Genomic DNA, 16,524 nt, shown 5'->3' on the forward strand with positions numbered 1-16,524 from the left:
TACCTTACTTTTTAAACACAACCTAAGTAAGCAGTAGTTCAATACTGTGGGGAGTATTAGCTTGGAAAGACTCTATTAGTTTATAATACTTTTGAATATAAGATTAGCAATCTATGTTATAAGAAGATCTAGTTGATTTTTTTGTCTTATTAAAGAAATTTATTTCAATATCTATTTGTTGAGTACCGTGAACTTTATCATTAAAACTTGTTTTTGATGTATATTCAATCCTATATTTTTTAAGAAAAGAATCTATTTCATATTTATCAAATTTTGCATTATGTAGTTTTCTTCTGTATTTTTTAATGTTATGATATGTTATTGTAAATATGCTAATACCAAGACTAATTACCAGAAATACAATTTCAATGGCATATCGGCTGTTTTCAGTAGACTTTAAAAGAGATATTCCACCAAATATAATAAAAGTTCCAATTGTTGAAAAAAGATAAAAACTTAAATAAATTGATATTTTATCTTTCTTTATAACTTCTAGTTCTATATTAACTGATTCTAATATTTGTTGTAAATCTTTACTAAAATCAATTTTAGTACAATATATTTTAAAATCAGGTTTTTTATTTGTTAAACTACATATCAATCCATTTTTCAATTCCATTTGTTTATTTTTACATAAATCACAATGTTTTGAATAATTCATTAGATAGTTTATTGATTTTTTTAGTATAAGTATAGACGATAATAGTTTTCACGATACTATATAGATAGTATTTATTCTATACATTATTGCTTTTTTGTTGCCACTTCCAAGCTGATAGTAGAGCTTCCTCTAAACTTTTTTCAGCTTTCCAGTCAAGTTGTTCGTTTGCGTTTTTTGTACTTGCAAATGCACTAGTAACGTCTCCTTCACGTTTAGCAACAAACTTATAATTTAGATTTACACCAGTGCACTTTTCAAAAGTTTTAATAATTTCTAAAACCGAAGTGCCAATTCCAGTACCTATATTAAAAAAGTTAAAAGACTTTGTATTCTTTTTTTCTAATAGACGATTTAATGCAGCTATGTGTGCTTTTGCAAGGTCAACTACATGTATGTAATCTCGAATAGCAGTTCCATCAGGAGTTTCATAATCATTACCAAATATAGATAATTCCTTTCTTATCCCAGCAGCAGTTTGTGTTATATAAGGAATTAAATTTTGAGGGATACCTAAAGGTAATTCACCTATTTTAATACTTGGATGCGCTCCAATAGGGTTAAAATACCTTAAAGCAATTGCATTCATAGCATAAGCTTTACAACTTTCTTTAATTATTTCTTCTCCAATTTGTTTAGTGTTTCCATATGGAGATTCTGCAGTTTTAATTGGAGCATTTTCAGTTATGGGTAACTCATCTGATTGTCCATATACAGTACAAGAAGAACTAAAAATCAAGTTGTCAATATTATTATCACGCATTCCCTGTAATAAGTACACTAAACTTCCAATATTATTTTCATAATAATCTAATGGATTTTGAACACTTTCACCTACAGCTTTAAACGCAGCAAAGTGAATAACACCATCAATTTTTTTATTTTTAAAGAAATCTAGAACATTAGATTTTATTTTTAGATCAAGCTTATAAAATTCTGGTTTTACTCCTGTTATTTCTGTAATATTATCTAAAACTTCAATTTTTGAGTTTGATAAATCATCAATAATAATTACTTTAAAACCAGAGTTTTGTAATTCTACTACAGTATGAGAACCAATGAACCCTAATCCTCCAGTAACTAAAATTTTTTTCATGACTTTATTTTTTGTGTGAATTTGTTTGCTATTATTTATAATTACTATGTAAAAAAATTATAACTAATAGTATATCTGAATATTCTATTTACTAAGTTATAGCAAGTTTGCTGTATTTTTTGAAAAAATAAAAAGAACTTAATTTCAAATAAATCCTATTAAAAATGTAAACTATATCTTTTTTAATGATTTTTTGAAGTTAAGTTCTTCTTCGATTGACAAATTAAATGGTTATTTTAAAAACTCAGAAACTGTAGTAGTAATAAATACTAATTGTTCCTCATCTAATTCTGTATGCATTGGTAATGAAATTACTTCATCAATTAACTGGTTAGTTATTTTAAAGTCTTCTTCATTATATCGATCATCCTGATATGCTTTTTGAGCATGTAAAGGAACAGGGTAATAAATAGCATTAGGAATTCCATTATCTAGTAGGTGCTTATGTAGCTCATTACGCTTACCGTTTGTAACTCTAAAAGTGTATTGATGAAAAACATGTGTGGTAAAGTCACTAATAACTGGAGTTACAATACTTGAATTGTTAGCAAATGAATTTGAATAATACGAAGCAGCTTTTCTTCTAGCTTCACAATAATTATCTAGTAAAGGTAATTTTGTTTTTAAAACTGCAGCTTGTACACTATCTAAACGTGAATTAACTCCCACAACATCATGATAATAACGTTTATACATTCCATGATTTACCATTCCTCTTAATGTATGTGCTAATTCATCATCATTAGTGAAAATAGCACCACCATCACCATAGCATCCTAGGTTTTTTGATGGGAAAAATGAAGTAGTACCCACATGCCCCATAGTACCAGCTTTCTTTTTTGTTCCATCAGTAAAAGTGTAATCTGCACCAATAGCTTGAGCATTGTCTTCAATTACAAACAAATTATGCTCTTTAGCAATAGTTAAAATAGCTTCCATATTAGCACATTGACCAAATAGATGTACAGGAACAATAGCCTTTGTTTTTGGAGTTATAGCTTTTTTAAGAGCTTCAATGTCTATGTTATAAGTATCAAGTTCAACGTCAACTAATATAGGTGTTAATTTAAGTAAACCAATAACTTCTACAGTTGCAGCAAAAGTAAAATCAACAGTAATAACTTCATCACCAGGTTGTAATCCTAATCCCATCATTGCAATTTGCAAAGCATCAGTTCCGTTAGCACAAGGAATAACGTGTTTAACGTTTAAATACTTTTCTAAGTCGGCCTGAAATTCTTTAACATAAGGCCCATTAATATAAGCTGATGAATTTAAAACTTCCTGAATTGACGTATCAACAACGTCTTTTATTTTTTGATATTGACCTTGTAGATCAACCATTTGTATTTTTTTCATTGGTAGAATGAATTTTTATAATTACAAAAATACAAACAATCTTTTATTGTTTTTACTAATTATATATTAATACAAGTAATGTTAGCAGATATGGTGTTTTTAAGCAACAAAGATTAGAATGCATCGTTGTTGTTACAAAAGAATAATTCGAATATTTTTATACTGTTTTTATGAAATTATTAAAGCATAAAATAACGTTTAAGGTTTTAATGGGATATATAATTCTGGGGTTTCTAGCAATTATTTCTGGAGCATTATTGTTTTCTGAAATTAAAACCTTTATTTATATTCAAGAAGAGGGTATTGCTGATAAAAAAAGAATACTAAAAACAAGTAGTTTAATTGCTAGTATTTATGAAAACGAAAATCTAGGGAGAGCAGCTATCCAATTAAATTCTGCAAAAAAAATTAATGAGTATACTACAGAAAATAAATTATTGTTGTTAAAAATTGATTCACTTAATTTTATAATAGAAAATGCTATGCAAAAGAGTATTTTAGATAGTATAAAATTAGGCATCAATAAAAAGTATAAAAATATAACTAGTTTATATAGAATTTCTAGAAGAAATAATTCTGATAAATCTATAAATGAAGCTATCAATAAACTTAGATCTATAGATACTCTTTTGGGAAAAATTACAACTAAAGAGTTTGTTGAAAACTCAAAGTTTTTTGATAAAAGCACAAAACAAAGTTTAGAAGAGTATTTTAAATATATTAATAGTTTTGATGATGATAATAAAGATAAAAATATAAATCAGAAAGAAATAGATTCATTAGTATCTATTTCTAAAATAATACTACAAAAAGCTCAAAAGCAGAGTAATAATAAAAAGAGATTTTTACGAGTAAAAGAAAAAGAGCTAGTAGAGAACGATTTAATAATCTCGAGAAAGCTTATAGAGGTGCTTAATAGTTTAGAAAAAAGCATCATTTCTTATTCAAGTAATATTCATAATCAACATCAAAAAATGCTAAGTAGAAGCAAGAATATTATTTTATTAGCTGGTGGAGTTAGCTTTATTATAATCGTTTTCTTTTCATTTATTATACTAAATGATTTTTGGAAGAGTCAACATTATAGAATAGAGTTAGAAAATGCAAATATTAAAACGTCTTCACTTTTAAAAAGTAGAGAACAATTAATTTCAATGGTAAGCCATGATTTAAGGACTCCTTTAAGTACAGTAATTGGTTACAGTGAATTATTACAAAAGTCAATAAACAATACTAAAGAAAAGAATCAAGTAACTCATATACAAACTGCCTCAGTGTATATGAGAAAGTTAGTGGAAGATTTATTAGAGTTTTCAAAGCTTGAAAATGGAGAAATAGGTATTGAGTGTATTCCTTTTAACATAGAAAAGCTTTTGAATGAAGTGTTTGAAAATGCTAAAAACTTAATAAAAGAAAAACCCGTTAAAATTATTTTAAAATCCGATAAAGCTTTTAATAAAAATATATTGAGTGATCCTTTTAGAATAAAACAAATCCTTTATAATTTAGTAACTAACTCTTGTAAATTCACAAACAATGGCGTTATAAAAATTGAAGCTAAACTTCAAACTATAAGTAATAAAAAATATTTAGAAGTTACAGTTAGTGATACTGGATTAGGAATAGATGAAAGTGAGCAAGAAAAAATATTTAAGCCTTTTTCACAATTACAATTAAATGAAAAAGGGAAAAAAGGATTTGGTTTAGGCTTAACTATTTCTAAAAAACTTACAGAATTATTAGGAGGAACTTTAACTTTAAAAAGTAGTTTGGGTGAAGGAAGTGTTTTTATTTTAAAAATCCCAATACGATTTTCAGAAAATACCTTACCGGAAGAAAAGAAGCAACCTATAAAATTTAAAAATAAATTAAAGGCTATAGTTGTAGAAGATGATGTAACTATAAGAGAGCTTTTAAAAAATATTTTTGAGCAATTAGGGATACAAGTTGTTCTATTTACTAACGGACAAAATGCTCTTAAAAGTATTAATGAATTAGTATATGACTTTGTTTTAACAGATATACAACTTCCAAAAATGAATGGAATACAATTTATGGAAACGCTAAAAAAAATGAGTTCGTACAAGCAGCAACCAATAATAGCTATGACTGGTAGAACGAGTTTTTCTAAAAAAGAATATATAGAAATTGGTTTTTCTGATATATTATTAAAACCATTTTCAATGGTTAAATTAGAGTACTTGATTCAGAGTTTTTTTAGTAAAAAAGATCTAGAACCACCAAGTAAATTAAAGCTGAAAACTTTCAGCTTTCTGTCCTTGAAAGAATTTCTTAATAATGATGAAACAGAAGTAAAAAATATGTTAGCTCTTTTTTTGAAGGAGACAAAAAAAAATAGTGCAAATTTAGAAAAGGCTATTAGTGAAGAAGACATAGTTAGTTTTAACAATGTCAGTCATAAAATGTTAAGTATGTTTAAACAAATTGAAGCAACTGATATTGTAGAATTCTTAGAAGCTTTTGAAACAACCACAAGAATAAATGATTCTATATATGAAAATTTTAAAGCAAATTTGGAATGCTTTGTTTTAGAACTTGAAAATTACCTCAATTAAGGTTGTATTCGTTTATTTTATTATAGAGAGTTTTTCTTGTAATGTTTAAAAGTTTAGCGGCCTTAGTTTTATTATTTCCTACTTTATCCAAAACTTTTAAAATAAGTTTCTTTTCATTTTCTTTTGTAGAGAATTTAATTGAAGTTGATTTTTCTTCCTCCACATATATTAATTCGTCAGGGAGTGTATGTTTTTCTATGATTTTAGTTTGAGTTAGAAGTGTAGCTCTTTTAATTATATTTGATAATTCTCTTAGGTTACCTGGCCAATGATAAGATTGAAATATAGTTAAAACCTGTAGTGAAAAACCAATAACAGATTTGTTAAGTTGTTGATTGGCTTTGTTAAGAAAAAAGTCAGCATATAAAATTAAGTCATCGTTTCTATCTTTTAAACTAGGTGTTTTAATAGAAAACTCATTAATACGATGATATAAATCTTCACGAAAATCACCCTCTTCTACAGCTTTTAATAAGTTTTCATTAGTTGCTGTGATTAATCGAATATTTACAGTTATTTCTTCACTGCTTCCTACAGGTTTTATTTTACGCTCTTGTAAAGCGCGTAATAATTGTATTTGATTTTCATAGCTTAAGTTTCCAATTTCATCTAAAAAAAGAGTTCCATTGTTAGCTGCTTCAAAGTGACCAGTTTTATGGTTAGTAGCGCCAGTAAAAGCACCTTTTTTGTGTCCAAAAAACTCACTGGAAGCAATTTCTTTAGGAATAGCTCCACAATCTACAGCTATAAATGGGTGATTTTTTCGTGTACTTTGTTTATGAATAGTTTTAGCAACAACTTCTTTACCAGTACCACTTTGACCGTTAATAAGTACAGACATGTTAGTTGGTGCTACTAAATCAATATACTCATATAAAGCTCTTGAAGCTGAACTAATACCTTTGATAAATTGAGTGTTGTTTTCTCCTTTTTCTTGTATTAGTGTTTTGGTTATTATATTGTTTTTTGATTTTTCTTCTAAAGCATTTTTTATTACTTCAATAACTTCATCAGGGTTAAATGGTTTAGAAACATAATCAAAAGCACCTTGTTTCATTGCTTGAACAGCTGTTGAAACTTCAGCATAACTTGTCATTAGTACAACAGGAATGTTATTGTTTTTTTTTACTTGTTTTAAAAAGTTAATACCATCACCATCGGGAAGACGAAGATCTGTAAAAATTAAATTGTAGGAGTTTTTTTTTAATAAAGTAAAGGCATTCTTAATAGTATAACTAATGTCAACGATGTATTGGTTACGTTCAAGAAAATGTTTTAACATTTTTGAAAAAGTAATATCGTCTTCAATTAATAAAATCTTGTTCATAAAATGGTTATACTCTTATTAAGTTAGTGAGGTTTACTCTTTATAGAATAAAAAAAAGAGCGTTTTATTTAAAACGCTCTTTTTAAGAGAAAATTGAAAGGAAAACAGAAAATTATTTTTTAAGATTACTTATCTCTTTTTCATCTAACCAATTACCATCTTTATCAGCATAAATAATTTTTATTTCTTTATTAATACTAAGTTCTAGTTTGTATTGATTGTGTTGATTAATATATGCTTTATTTACTTTTGCTGTAGTAAAATCCTTTTTTAGAGCTTTATTTAAAGCAGAAGGCAATTTATCTAATGAGATTTCTTTAAAAGAATCGTTTTTAAAACAATATGTGGTGTTTGTAAGTGGTGTTTCATTATTAGTAATAGCATATGACGAAACTGTTCCTGCAAAAATAGCTGTAGCTAAAATTAATTTTTTCATGACTTAAATAGTTTATAATTATTATTTGCATTAGATATTGAAATAAACATGCCATCGTATTTTAAGATTACCTTCAAAGTTTTTAATGTATTGTCTTTCAGTGCTTTGTTTTTTGTTGGGTGTTTTTTTGCTATTTATACTTTGTGTAAAAAGTGTGTATTATAAAATTATGAGTGTGTAAAAAATACACTGTTAAAACCCAAGCTAAAAAGTTAAGACGTATAATAAACAAACTAAATTTCTTTTATATTTGATGAAAAACAGATTTATGACTGTGTTTAAAAAATTATTAAAGGTAATTTTAGTTTTATTGATTTTACTATTTATAGGGATTTGGTTGTTTACCAATAGTTTAAAGCCTGTGTATAATGGTGAAGTAGCTTTAGCCAACATATCTGAAAAAGTAACAGTATATTATGATGAAGTTGGAGTTCCACATATTAATGCTGAAAATGAAAAAGATGCCTATAAAGCTTTAGGGTATGTTCATGCACAAGATAGATTGTGGCAAATGGAACTAATAAGAAGAATAGCTGCGGGTAGATTATCTGAAATTTTTGGAAAAGAATTATTACGAGTTGACACTTTTTTTTCTGGATTAGGAATTGAGGAAGCAACAAAAAAAACAATTGAAAGATTAGATAAAAACTCACAATCATATCAATTAACACAATCATATTTAGATGGAATAAATCAATTTATGCAAGAAGGAGCAACACCTTTAGAGTTTTATATGGTAGGTGTAGATAAGGAAGAGTACACTTTAAGTGATATTTATAATGTGTATGGTTATATGGCGTTTAGTTTTGCTGTTGCTCATAAAACAGATCCTTTATTAACTGAAGTGAAGGAAAAATTAGGAGATGCTTATTTCGATGAACTTAATGGAGCTACGTTTGATAATTTAACAGTTATTAAAAACGAAAAAAATCCTGAATTAAAAGCTGGTTTTGCTAAAGCAATTAATACTTTATTAGAAAAGCTACCAGTATCTCCATTTATTGGAAGTAATTCATGGGTCATTGGACCGGAAAAAACTAAAAAAGGAAAAGTGATTTTTGCTAATGATCCACATATAGGGTTTTCTCAACCTTCTGTATGGTACCAATCGCATATTAAAACGCCTAGTTATGAAATGTATGGTTTTAATTTAGCATTAACTCCATTTCCTTTATTAGGTCATAATAAAGATTATGCTTACGGATTAACAATGTTTGAAAATGATGATGTAGATTTTTATTATGAACAAAATAACCCAGATAATGCTTTAGAATATAAAACACCTTTAGGTTATGAAAAGTATAAATTGATAAATAAGACCATAAAAGTTAAAGGAGAAAAAGACACTACATATCAAGTAAAGGTTAGTAAGCACGGTCCAATAATGAATGGATTGATTGAATTTCTAGATGATACTCGTCCTATAGCTATGCAGTGGATTTATACGAAGTTAAATAATGAGTTATTAGATGTTTCTTATGAAATGTCTCATGCTAACTCTTTATCTGATTTTAAAAAAGGAGCTAGTAAATTACACGCACCTGGATTGAATATTATGTATGGTGATGCTAAAAATAATATAGCCTGGTTTGCATCAGGGAAGTTATATAAATACAGAGACAGTTTAAATACTAAATTAATTTTAGATGGCGCTTCTGGAAAAGATGAGATATTGAGTTATTTGGATTTTGAGGAAAATCCTCAAGCAATAAATCCAAAAAACAACTATGTGTATTCAGCAAATAATCAACCAGATTCTATTGCTGGAATGCTATATCCCGGTTATTATTTACCTGAAAATAGAGCAAGAAGAATAGAGAATTTACTAGATGCTAAAAATGATTTCACAAAAGAAGATGTAGCTAAAATGATATATGATGTAACTTCAGTAACAGCTCCTGAAGTTATTGGTCATTTGATAAAAAGCATTGACAAATTTAAATTATCTCCTAGTGAAAAAAAAGCACTACAAATATTAAAAACATGGAATGGAGTATTTGAAAAAGAACAAGTAGCTCCCGTTGTTTATAATCGTTTATGGTATGAGTTTGTACAAAATACTTTTAAAGATGAAATGGGAGATGCTTTAGAGCAATTTGTAAGTACTCCTCTTGAAGAAAAAGTAGTAGCAAGTCAAGTAAAAAAGAAAGTATCAGTTTGGTGGGATGATATTACAACGAAAGATAAAATAGAAACAAAGGAAGAGATAGTTACGAAATCATTTAAGAAAGCAATACTGTTTTTACAAAATCAATTAGGAGAAAATGTTGATGATTGGAGATGGGAAAGAGTAGCATCTGTAGAATATGAGCATGCTATAGGTAAAGCAGGAGGGCTTTTACGTAAGCTGTTTAATGTAGGTCCTTTTAAAACTATAGGGGGCGATCAAGTAATTAACAATCAGATTTATAAAATTGATAGTACTGGATATTATAAAGTAAGTGCTGGGCCATCAACTAGAAGAATTATTGATTTTTCAGATGTAGAAAACAGTATGGCTATTTTACCAACAGGGCAATCAGGAAATGTATTTAGTTCGTACTATAAAAATCAAGCACAGAAATATTTAGATGGGAAGTTTGTAAAAATGAAATTGAATCAACAGGAGATACAGAAGAGTGAAAATGTGTTAATTTTTATACCAAAGAAATAAATTATAGCCCAATCATAATAAAAATATGATTAGGCTATAAAATTAAATCTTTCTTAACTTTATAATTCCAAATAGTAATAAAAGGAAAGTAATTATAGTGATTGGAAGTATGTTTTTTACCCAAGAAGTAGAGCTATTCTTTTTGTAAACTTCAGGTGTAAAATTATTCCAATTAACGCTATTTGCTGAATTTTTATCAAATATTTTTGGATAAAATTCTAAACGTAGTTTTTCATGAAATTCAGTGGTTGCATTTAAAAAACTTATATGATTAGTAAGGCTTGTTCCAGCAATATCATTCATAACTAACTGAGTTTGCATAGGAGGGAAAAACTGTGCTATTTGTTTACTTAGTTTTTCTCTTTTAAGTATTTTTTCGCGTAAGGAGTTGCTTTCTTTTTTTGACTCATCATCACCCATTTGCTGCATTGCATAATACCACAACCAAGAAAAACCTTTTTCCTGTAACTTATAATCTGAAAATTGAGGATAATGTGCATAAAACTTATCTAAAGTTTCTTTTTTATCGGTATCCCATTTTTTGTGATATCCGTCTCTTTGCTTAATAGTCATTGTAAATGCTTCATCTACTGGATATTTGTTTGTTATATAATTGTTTGCCAAAACTGGTAAAAAAACTACTAAAAGTAACCAGCTACATAGTAATACAATTGCATTTGTATTTGAAGATTTTCTAAACATGATTACAAAAAAACAAATGGCAAACCAAAATGAAATATACAAGTAGCTAATTATAATAATCTTTAGAAAATTTACACTAAAAGAAATTTCTAAAATAATCTTAGCGAATAAAAAAAGTAACCCTAAAATAATAAAAACGAAACCAATTCTTATAGAGAATTTCTTTAACAAAAAGTTGAATGATGATTTTCCTTGAATAGTAATCATTTTCCAAGTTCCTTTTTCTATTTCTTCCGATAAAATATTGAAATTTAACGCGATAATAATTAGTGGGAAAAGAAAAATAATGAGAAAACTAATGTCTAAATTCCCAACAAGTAAACGCATTGGATTTACTAAGTCAGTATTGTACTTTTGGCCTTCTAAGTTTAAAATAGTAACATTTTGTATATGAGAATTCAAATCACTTTGGCCAATAGATATTCCAGCTAAAGAACTTACAGGATTGATGTAAGAAAACTTTAAATAATATAAAAGTAATCCTAAATCGTTTTTATGAAGATTCGTCTGTATTTTAATATGTTTTTTTTGTTCAATTTTGGCTTTGGCAATTACTTCTTGTTTTTGTGTTAAAAATTGTTTTCCTGTTCCTATACTCAAAAAACCTAAAACCATTAAGATTCCAAAAGCTAATACTACTATTTTTGACTTAAAAAAATGCTTAATTAATAAAGAATACATGGTTAAATAATTTTAAAACGTTTAGAATACTTAGTGATTAAAATTAGTACAAGTAGTAACCAAAAAAACAATGTAGAAATAGCTAATAATTGATTTTTTATGATTTTCTGAATCGGAATATACCTATAACTAAATTTAGGAGCAGATTTCCAATAGGACCTATCAATAACATTAATTTTCCCTTCACTGCTTGTTGCTTTATTACTAATAAATTTCATTTGAAGTTTATTCATGTATTGCGATTGCTTGTATCTATATTTTTCTGTTTGAGATAAGAAATTTACATAGGTGTCAAAATCAGTCCCAGAAAAACTCATTGACAAATTTTTAATCGCTAAGTACGGATTCAACAATACCAATCCATTAGAGATGCTATTTTGTTTTTTATAAGTATTTATCAATTTTTTATGTTGATTGTTATAAATTGTAGACGATTGTTCTTCTCCTTTACTCATTACAAACCCACTATAATTAAAAGGTAAATCTTTTATGTTTGTAACTTTATGTACCTTTAAAACTGAATCACGGAGTGAATTGAAATATGGATCATCAGGATCATGACTATCACCAATTTTAGAAACTTCTTCTTCAATAGCAGCTTTAAATTCAATTTTTGAAAGGTTAGGATATATTGAATTTCCTACAACTTGTGCCATTTTAGGAACGATAATGAAAAACAATAACCAAACACTTAATAAACTTAAGAGTGCTTTGTTTGAGTTTTGACTCTTTCCTGAGAATACTACAGTTACACAACATAAAATCATGTAAAACAGAATATAACTAACGGTTATTAACAATGATCTTGTAGTTATTGCACTATTGATTGTATCATTTTCTATAAAAGAAATTCCCCATAAAGAAAATAAAGATGGTAAAAAGAAAAGTGAAGAAACTAAAAATAATCCTAAAGATTTCCCCAAAAGTATTTCTTTAATACCAGCCCCCTGAATATAAATTATTTTAATCGTTCCGTTTTCTTTTTCTGAAGTAATTGCAGCGTATCCCAAAAAGAATATTATTAAAGGTAGAATTAGCTGTAATAACATGGTGATATTTAAATCACCAAAACGAACTAAGCCTGTAGATAAACTTGCTTCAGAAAAATTTGCTGTATTCTGCCTATGAGATTCTAAAAAAATAGAATTACCTGTAAAACTTTCTAGTCCAGAATCAAAAATACTTAAAGGATGTTGTGCCCTAAAAACGAATGACCCAAAATGTGCCATTCTATGTGGATGTTTGTCTGGATTTTCATCCCAACTTTTTCTTGAAGATTCTTGATGATGTTCTACTGAATGATGCTTTTTTTCAAAAGCGGCCCAACTATTAGCAGTAACATACCCTAAAACTGCTAAATAAATAAATAAAAGCACTAAAAGACCTTTAGTAATAAAGGTCTTTTTAAAAAATTGCTTTGCTATTAAAATAACAAGTTTACTTTTCATGGTAATTAAAATTTATAGGTAGCATTTAGCATGAAGTTTCTTGGAGCTCCTGGACCTAATCTTGAAGGATTCAAACCTCCTAACCAATAAGTATTGTTAAATAAATTGTTTACTTTAAGAGTTAATTGCATACTTGTATTATTTGGCTTGTAATATACAGCAGCATCAAAAACTGTGTAATCTGGTAATAATACTCTATTAATAGCATATGTAGGGTTGTACCAAGTATATCTTTCATCTACATATTGGGCACCAAAACCTATTCCAATACCTTTTAAAGCTTCATTGTTAAAATCGTAACGACCCCAGAAGTTTGCATTATGCTTTGGAGCTCCTCCTATTCGTGCTCCAATAAATTCAGGTATTGCATCTTCTACAATTTTAGCATCTGTATAACCGTAAGAAGCTGTAAGTTGAAAATTTGATGTAATATAACCAGAAACATCAAATTCAAAACCTTTACTACGTTGCTTACCTCTTGTTGTTAAATTATCTAAATCATAAGTATTACCTAATAAGATGTTTTTTTGAGTAATATCAAACAAAGCAATGTTTGCAAATATTCTACCATTTAAAAATTCTCCTTTTGCACCAATTTCTTTTAAACTACTTTCTAGTGGATCGAACCTGCTTGGTGAAGCCGCCCAAAAGAAACCTTCTGCTGTTGGCGATAATGAAACTGTATTTGTGTGAGGTTGGAAACCTTCTAAATAAGTTCCATATGCACTAATATTGTTAGTGATTTCATAAGTTAAACCAATTCTTGGTACAAATGCATTTGTTTTAAATTCTTTTTCATCCGCTTTATAATTAAAAATATCAGAAAACCATTCATATCTTAAGTTTACTAATGCGGAGAATTTTCCAATCTTAAATTGATTTTGAATGTATATTCCATCAGATGAATTTAAATTTGCAGGAATTGTTAATTCAGAAAGATTGTAAGCACTTGTGTTTCTTGCACCGTTAAAAGGGTTTTCTAAATCAAAATGAGGAACAGCAGGGACTGGCATTGTTACACCATTTACAACCATTTGTTGAAAGTTAGCTGCGTTACTTGGGTTAAAATTAGCTTGACCACCACTAACTGTTAAATAGCGTCTTGCTCTATTGAATCCTGCTCCAATTTTTCTTTCCCAACGTGAAGCATCATAACCAATCAATATTTTATTAGTAATGTTTCCTGCTTTAATATCGTAATTAAAATATGCACTAAAGTTATCTGTTTCCCAAAACTGTTGCCTTTTATCATATCTCATTCTTGCAAGTGTAGGAATTATAGTACCATTAATGTCAACAGCTGAACCGTCTATTCTGTGTTCAGCTAAATCTTCATCCCAAGTTTGCTTCATATATTGAGCATTAAAACCAAAGTTTTCAGAAAATTTTTTATTGAAGCTAGCCATAAATGTTAGCTCTTTTGTTTTGTAATGGTCGTTTGATGCGCCAACATTCATTGTAATAGGTGTACTATTGATATCATACTCACCATTTATTGCTCCAAAAATTGGCTGACCTCTATCTAAATTACCTTCGGCATTGTTGTAAATCAATTCTACATTAAATGAAGTGTTTTCATTAGGTATGTAACTTAAAGAAGGAGAAAATAAAATGGCATTGTTATTTACAACATCTCTAAATGAATCTGCTTCTTGAAAAGCTGCGTTAACACGATATAATAATGTTTTTGACTCGTTTAGTGGCCCAGTAAAATCTGCGGTAGCTCTAATTGTTCCAAAACTTCCAGTAGCTAAAGAAACTTCACTACGTTTTTCTAATAATGGTTTTTTTGTAACCATATTCACAGTTCCTCCTGGATCAGAACTAGAGAAAGTTACAGAAGAAGGTCCTTTGATAACTTCTACACGTTCTAAATGTGATGTTATTGGTTGTAAAAAGTAATACTGACGAGTACGCATACCGTTAACTATTTGACCATCATCAGCCTGAGTAATACCTCTAATATTGTAGTGATTGTACAAGCCAGTAGCAGATACATTACTTACTGTTTTTACAGCATCTGGTAATTGAAAAGCTAAACGATCAGAAATAAGTTCTTTAGTTACACTAGCTACAGCTTGTGGTAGTTCTTTATTTTTGATAGCTATTTTAGTTGCTGAAAAAGAATAATCACTGTTATAATCTTTTCTTGTTCTACCAATTATTTCAACCGATTGTAAATACTCATTAGATAAAGCTAGTATTATTTTTCCTAGGTCATAATTTTGTTTTGATGTAATTGTTATTTCCTGTTGGTAAGTTTTGTAACCTACATAAGATATTTGAATAGTATGCAATCCACCTTTTTTTGTTTCAAGATAAAATTTTCCGTCAAGGTCAGATGCAGTATGAGTTTTGTTATTGTTTTTGATTACTATAACTGTAGCTCCATAAATAGGTTGCTTATTGGCATCTATTAGAACTCCACTAATTTTAGATTGTGAGTAGGCTATTTGATACACGCAAAATGTTATTGCGAATAGAATTAATTTATTAATTTTCATGTTGCTATATTTAAAAGGAATTATTTTATATTGTTTTGATGTATAATTCTTGTAATTGTTGTGCGTTAATAGTTGAAGTTTCAGCTGTATGAACTATTGTGCCTTGTTTCATGATACCTATTCTAGATCCTACATTTACCGCATTAAAAATATCATGAGTAGCCATAAGGATCCCTACTCCATTTTTAGCAAGTTTTTTGCAGATTTCTGTAAAATCAAAAGAAGCTTTAGGGTCTAAACCAGAAGTAGGCTCATCCATTAAAATATATTTAGCATTTTTAGATAATGCAATAGCAATACCCACTTTTTGACGCATCCCTTTTGAATAAGTAGCTAACTTTTTTCGATGAGCCTCTTCTTGAAGTCCAACGGTGTTTAAAAAAGTAATTAACTCCTTTTCTGAATATTTAAAACCAGCTAATTGACTAAAGAAGTTTAAATTCTCCAGCCCAGTTAAATTTCTATATAACTGAACTATTTCAGGTATATAAGCTATTTTTTTTCTTACGTTACTATTATTAAGAGAAGAGCTGTTGTTTATAGTAGCGGTTCCTGACGTTGGTTTTAATAGTCCTAAAAAAATATTAATGGTGGTTGTTTTACCAGCACCATTTTGCCCTAGTAGGCAAAATATTTCTCCTGGAGCTACTGAAAAATTTAAATCTTTTAGTGCATGTTTATCCCCATAGCACATAGATAGGTTTATGGCTTGTAGCATTGAGTAGGTTTGTGTAATAATTTGTTTTGTGAAAAGAATTTCCTAGATTAAAAAGCGAATAAAAAATATTCTATATATACTTAATAAGTAAAAGTTTGATTATATATTAATTGCTTTATAAAAGGAATGGTATATTATAAGTAAAATGGTGGTGCTCTCGAATTTTCAGCTCCTATAAAGGAAGTTGTAAAATGTGAATTTATATAGTATACATTTAATCTTTGATAAAAAGTATTTATAAAATATTGTTGTTTATCAATATTCGTATATAAATTGTTTAGATTTAAATAACAGAAAGAGCACTCGTTTTCAGAATCGCTAACTTTAACAATATTTTTAGAAGATGTAACTTTTGTTGAATTGTGA

At 28.1% G+C, this 16,524-nt stretch carries 11 protein-coding genes; 2 read left to right on the forward strand and 9 right to left on the reverse strand.

Going from position 1 to position 16,524, the window contains the following annotated elements:
* Positions 1–103: 103 nt before the first annotated feature.
* From ACKTTQ_RS00030 to ACKTTQ_RS00040, 3 genes are all read right to left on the reverse strand, one after another.
* Positions 104–661 (reverse strand): hypothetical protein, encoded by a 558-nt coding sequence (locus tag ACKTTQ_RS00030; protein ID WP_408048097.1) that lies wholly within the window; start codon positions 659–661, stop codon positions 104–106.
* Between the two features lie 76 nt (positions 662–737).
* A complete protein-coding gene (gene galE / locus ACKTTQ_RS00035) occupies positions 738–1,754 on the reverse strand; it encodes a UDP-glucose 4-epimerase GalE (protein ID WP_408048098.1) in 1,017 nt (338 codons plus the stop codon).
* Positions 1,755–1,985: 231 nt separating this feature from the next.
* Entirely contained in the window at positions 1,986–3,113 is a 1,128-nt protein-coding gene (locus ACKTTQ_RS00040) for a DegT/DnrJ/EryC1/StrS family aminotransferase (RefSeq protein WP_408048099.1), read from the reverse strand.
* A 170-nt stretch (positions 3,114–3,283) separates the two neighbouring features.
* Here ACKTTQ_RS00040 and ACKTTQ_RS00045 point away from each other — a divergent pair, with 170 nt between their 5' ends.
* The gene (locus ACKTTQ_RS00045) at positions 3,284–5,689 is read left to right on the forward strand and encodes a hybrid sensor histidine kinase/response regulator (RefSeq protein ID WP_408048100.1); all 2,406 of its coding nucleotides are present in this window, start codon (positions 3,284–3,286) and stop codon (positions 5,687–5,689) included.
* On the opposite strand, the gene ACKTTQ_RS00050 is transcribed toward ACKTTQ_RS00045, so the two are convergent.
* Positions 5,682–7,016 carry a sigma-54-dependent transcriptional regulator gene (locus ACKTTQ_RS00050; protein ID WP_408048101.1) on the reverse strand — a complete coding sequence of 445 codons (1,335 nt, stop codon included), beginning with the start codon at positions 7,014–7,016 and terminating at the stop codon, positions 5,682–5,684. The two genes, ACKTTQ_RS00045 and ACKTTQ_RS00050, sit on opposite strands and share 8 nt — an antisense overlap.
* Positions 7,017–7,128: 112 nt before the next feature.
* Positions 7,129–7,452 (reverse strand): hypothetical protein, encoded by a 324-nt coding sequence (locus tag ACKTTQ_RS00055; RefSeq protein ID WP_093868623.1) that lies wholly within the window; start codon positions 7,450–7,452, stop codon positions 7,129–7,131.
* Between the two features lie 268 nt (positions 7,453–7,720).
* Between ACKTTQ_RS00055 and ACKTTQ_RS00060 the strand changes: the two genes are divergently transcribed.
* The gene (locus ACKTTQ_RS00060) at positions 7,721–10,105 is read left to right on the forward strand and encodes a penicillin acylase family protein (protein WP_408048102.1); all 2,385 of its coding nucleotides are present in this window, start codon (positions 7,721–7,723) and stop codon (positions 10,103–10,105) included.
* Positions 10,106–10,147: 42 nt separating this feature from the next.
* Here the strand turns inward: ACKTTQ_RS00060 and ACKTTQ_RS00065 are convergent, their stop codons facing one another.
* From ACKTTQ_RS00065 to ACKTTQ_RS00080, 4 genes are read right to left on the reverse strand one after another with little or no spacing between them, the layout of a single operon-like run.
* Positions 10,148–11,488 (reverse strand): DUF3526 domain-containing protein, encoded by a 1,341-nt coding sequence (locus ACKTTQ_RS00065; RefSeq protein ID WP_408048103.1) that lies wholly within the window; start codon positions 11,486–11,488, stop codon positions 10,148–10,150.
* 2 nt (positions 11,489–11,490) lie between these two features.
* Positions 11,491–12,936, reverse strand: a complete 1,446-nt coding sequence (locus ACKTTQ_RS00070; protein ID WP_113786942.1) for an ABC transporter permease — start codon at positions 12,934–12,936, stop codon at positions 11,491–11,493.
* Between the two features lie 5 nt (positions 12,937–12,941).
* On the reverse strand, positions 12,942–15,440 hold the full coding sequence (locus tag ACKTTQ_RS00075; protein WP_408048104.1) for a TonB-dependent siderophore receptor: 2,499 nt from the start codon (positions 15,438–15,440) through the stop codon (positions 12,942–12,944).
* A gap of 25 nt (positions 15,441–15,465) precedes the next feature.
* The gene (locus ACKTTQ_RS00080) at positions 15,466–16,158 is read right to left on the reverse strand and encodes an ABC transporter ATP-binding protein (protein ID WP_299136709.1); all 693 of its coding nucleotides are present in this window, start codon (positions 16,156–16,158) and stop codon (positions 15,466–15,468) included.
* Between the last annotated feature and the right edge of the window lie 366 nt (positions 16,159–16,524).

This window comes from Tenacibaculum halocynthiae, from assembly GCF_964512825.1.
Lineage (GTDB): Bacteria > Bacteroidota > Bacteroidia > Flavobacteriales > Flavobacteriaceae > Polaribacter > Polaribacter halocynthiae.

Coding starts and splice junctions, on each gene's coding strand:
- ACKTTQ_RS00030 (WP_408048097.1), bottom strand. CDS start 661: ATGAATTATTCAAAACATTGTGATTTATGTAAAAATAAACAAATGGAA.
- galE (WP_408048098.1), bottom strand. CDS start 1,754: ATGAAAAAAATTTTAGTTACTGGAGGATTAGGGTTCATTGGTTCTCAT.
- ACKTTQ_RS00040 (WP_408048099.1), bottom strand. CDS start 3,113: ATGAAAAAAATACAAATGGTTGATCTACAAGGTCAATATCAAAAAATA.
- ACKTTQ_RS00045 (WP_408048100.1), top strand. CDS start 3,284: ATGAAATTATTAAAGCATAAAATAACGTTTAAGGTTTTAATGGGATAT.
- ACKTTQ_RS00050 (WP_408048101.1), bottom strand. CDS start 7,016: ATGAACAAGATTTTATTAATTGAAGACGATATTACTTTTTCAAAAATG.
- ACKTTQ_RS00055 (WP_093868623.1), bottom strand. CDS start 7,452: ATGAAAAAATTAATTTTAGCTACAGCTATTTTTGCAGGAACAGTTTCG.
- ACKTTQ_RS00060 (WP_408048102.1), top strand. CDS start 7,721: ATGACTGTGTTTAAAAAATTATTAAAGGTAATTTTAGTTTTATTGATT.
- ACKTTQ_RS00065 (WP_408048103.1), bottom strand. CDS start 11,488: ATGTATTCTTTATTAATTAAGCATTTTTTTAAGTCAAAAATAGTAGTA.
- ACKTTQ_RS00070 (WP_113786942.1), bottom strand. CDS start 12,936: ATGAAAAGTAAACTTGTTATTTTAATAGCAAAGCAATTTTTTAAAAAG.
- ACKTTQ_RS00075 (WP_408048104.1), bottom strand. CDS start 15,440: ATGAAAATTAATAAATTAATTCTATTCGCAATAACATTTTGCGTGTAT.
- ACKTTQ_RS00080 (WP_299136709.1), bottom strand. CDS start 16,158: ATGCTACAAGCCATAAACCTATCTATGTGCTATGGGGATAAACATGCA.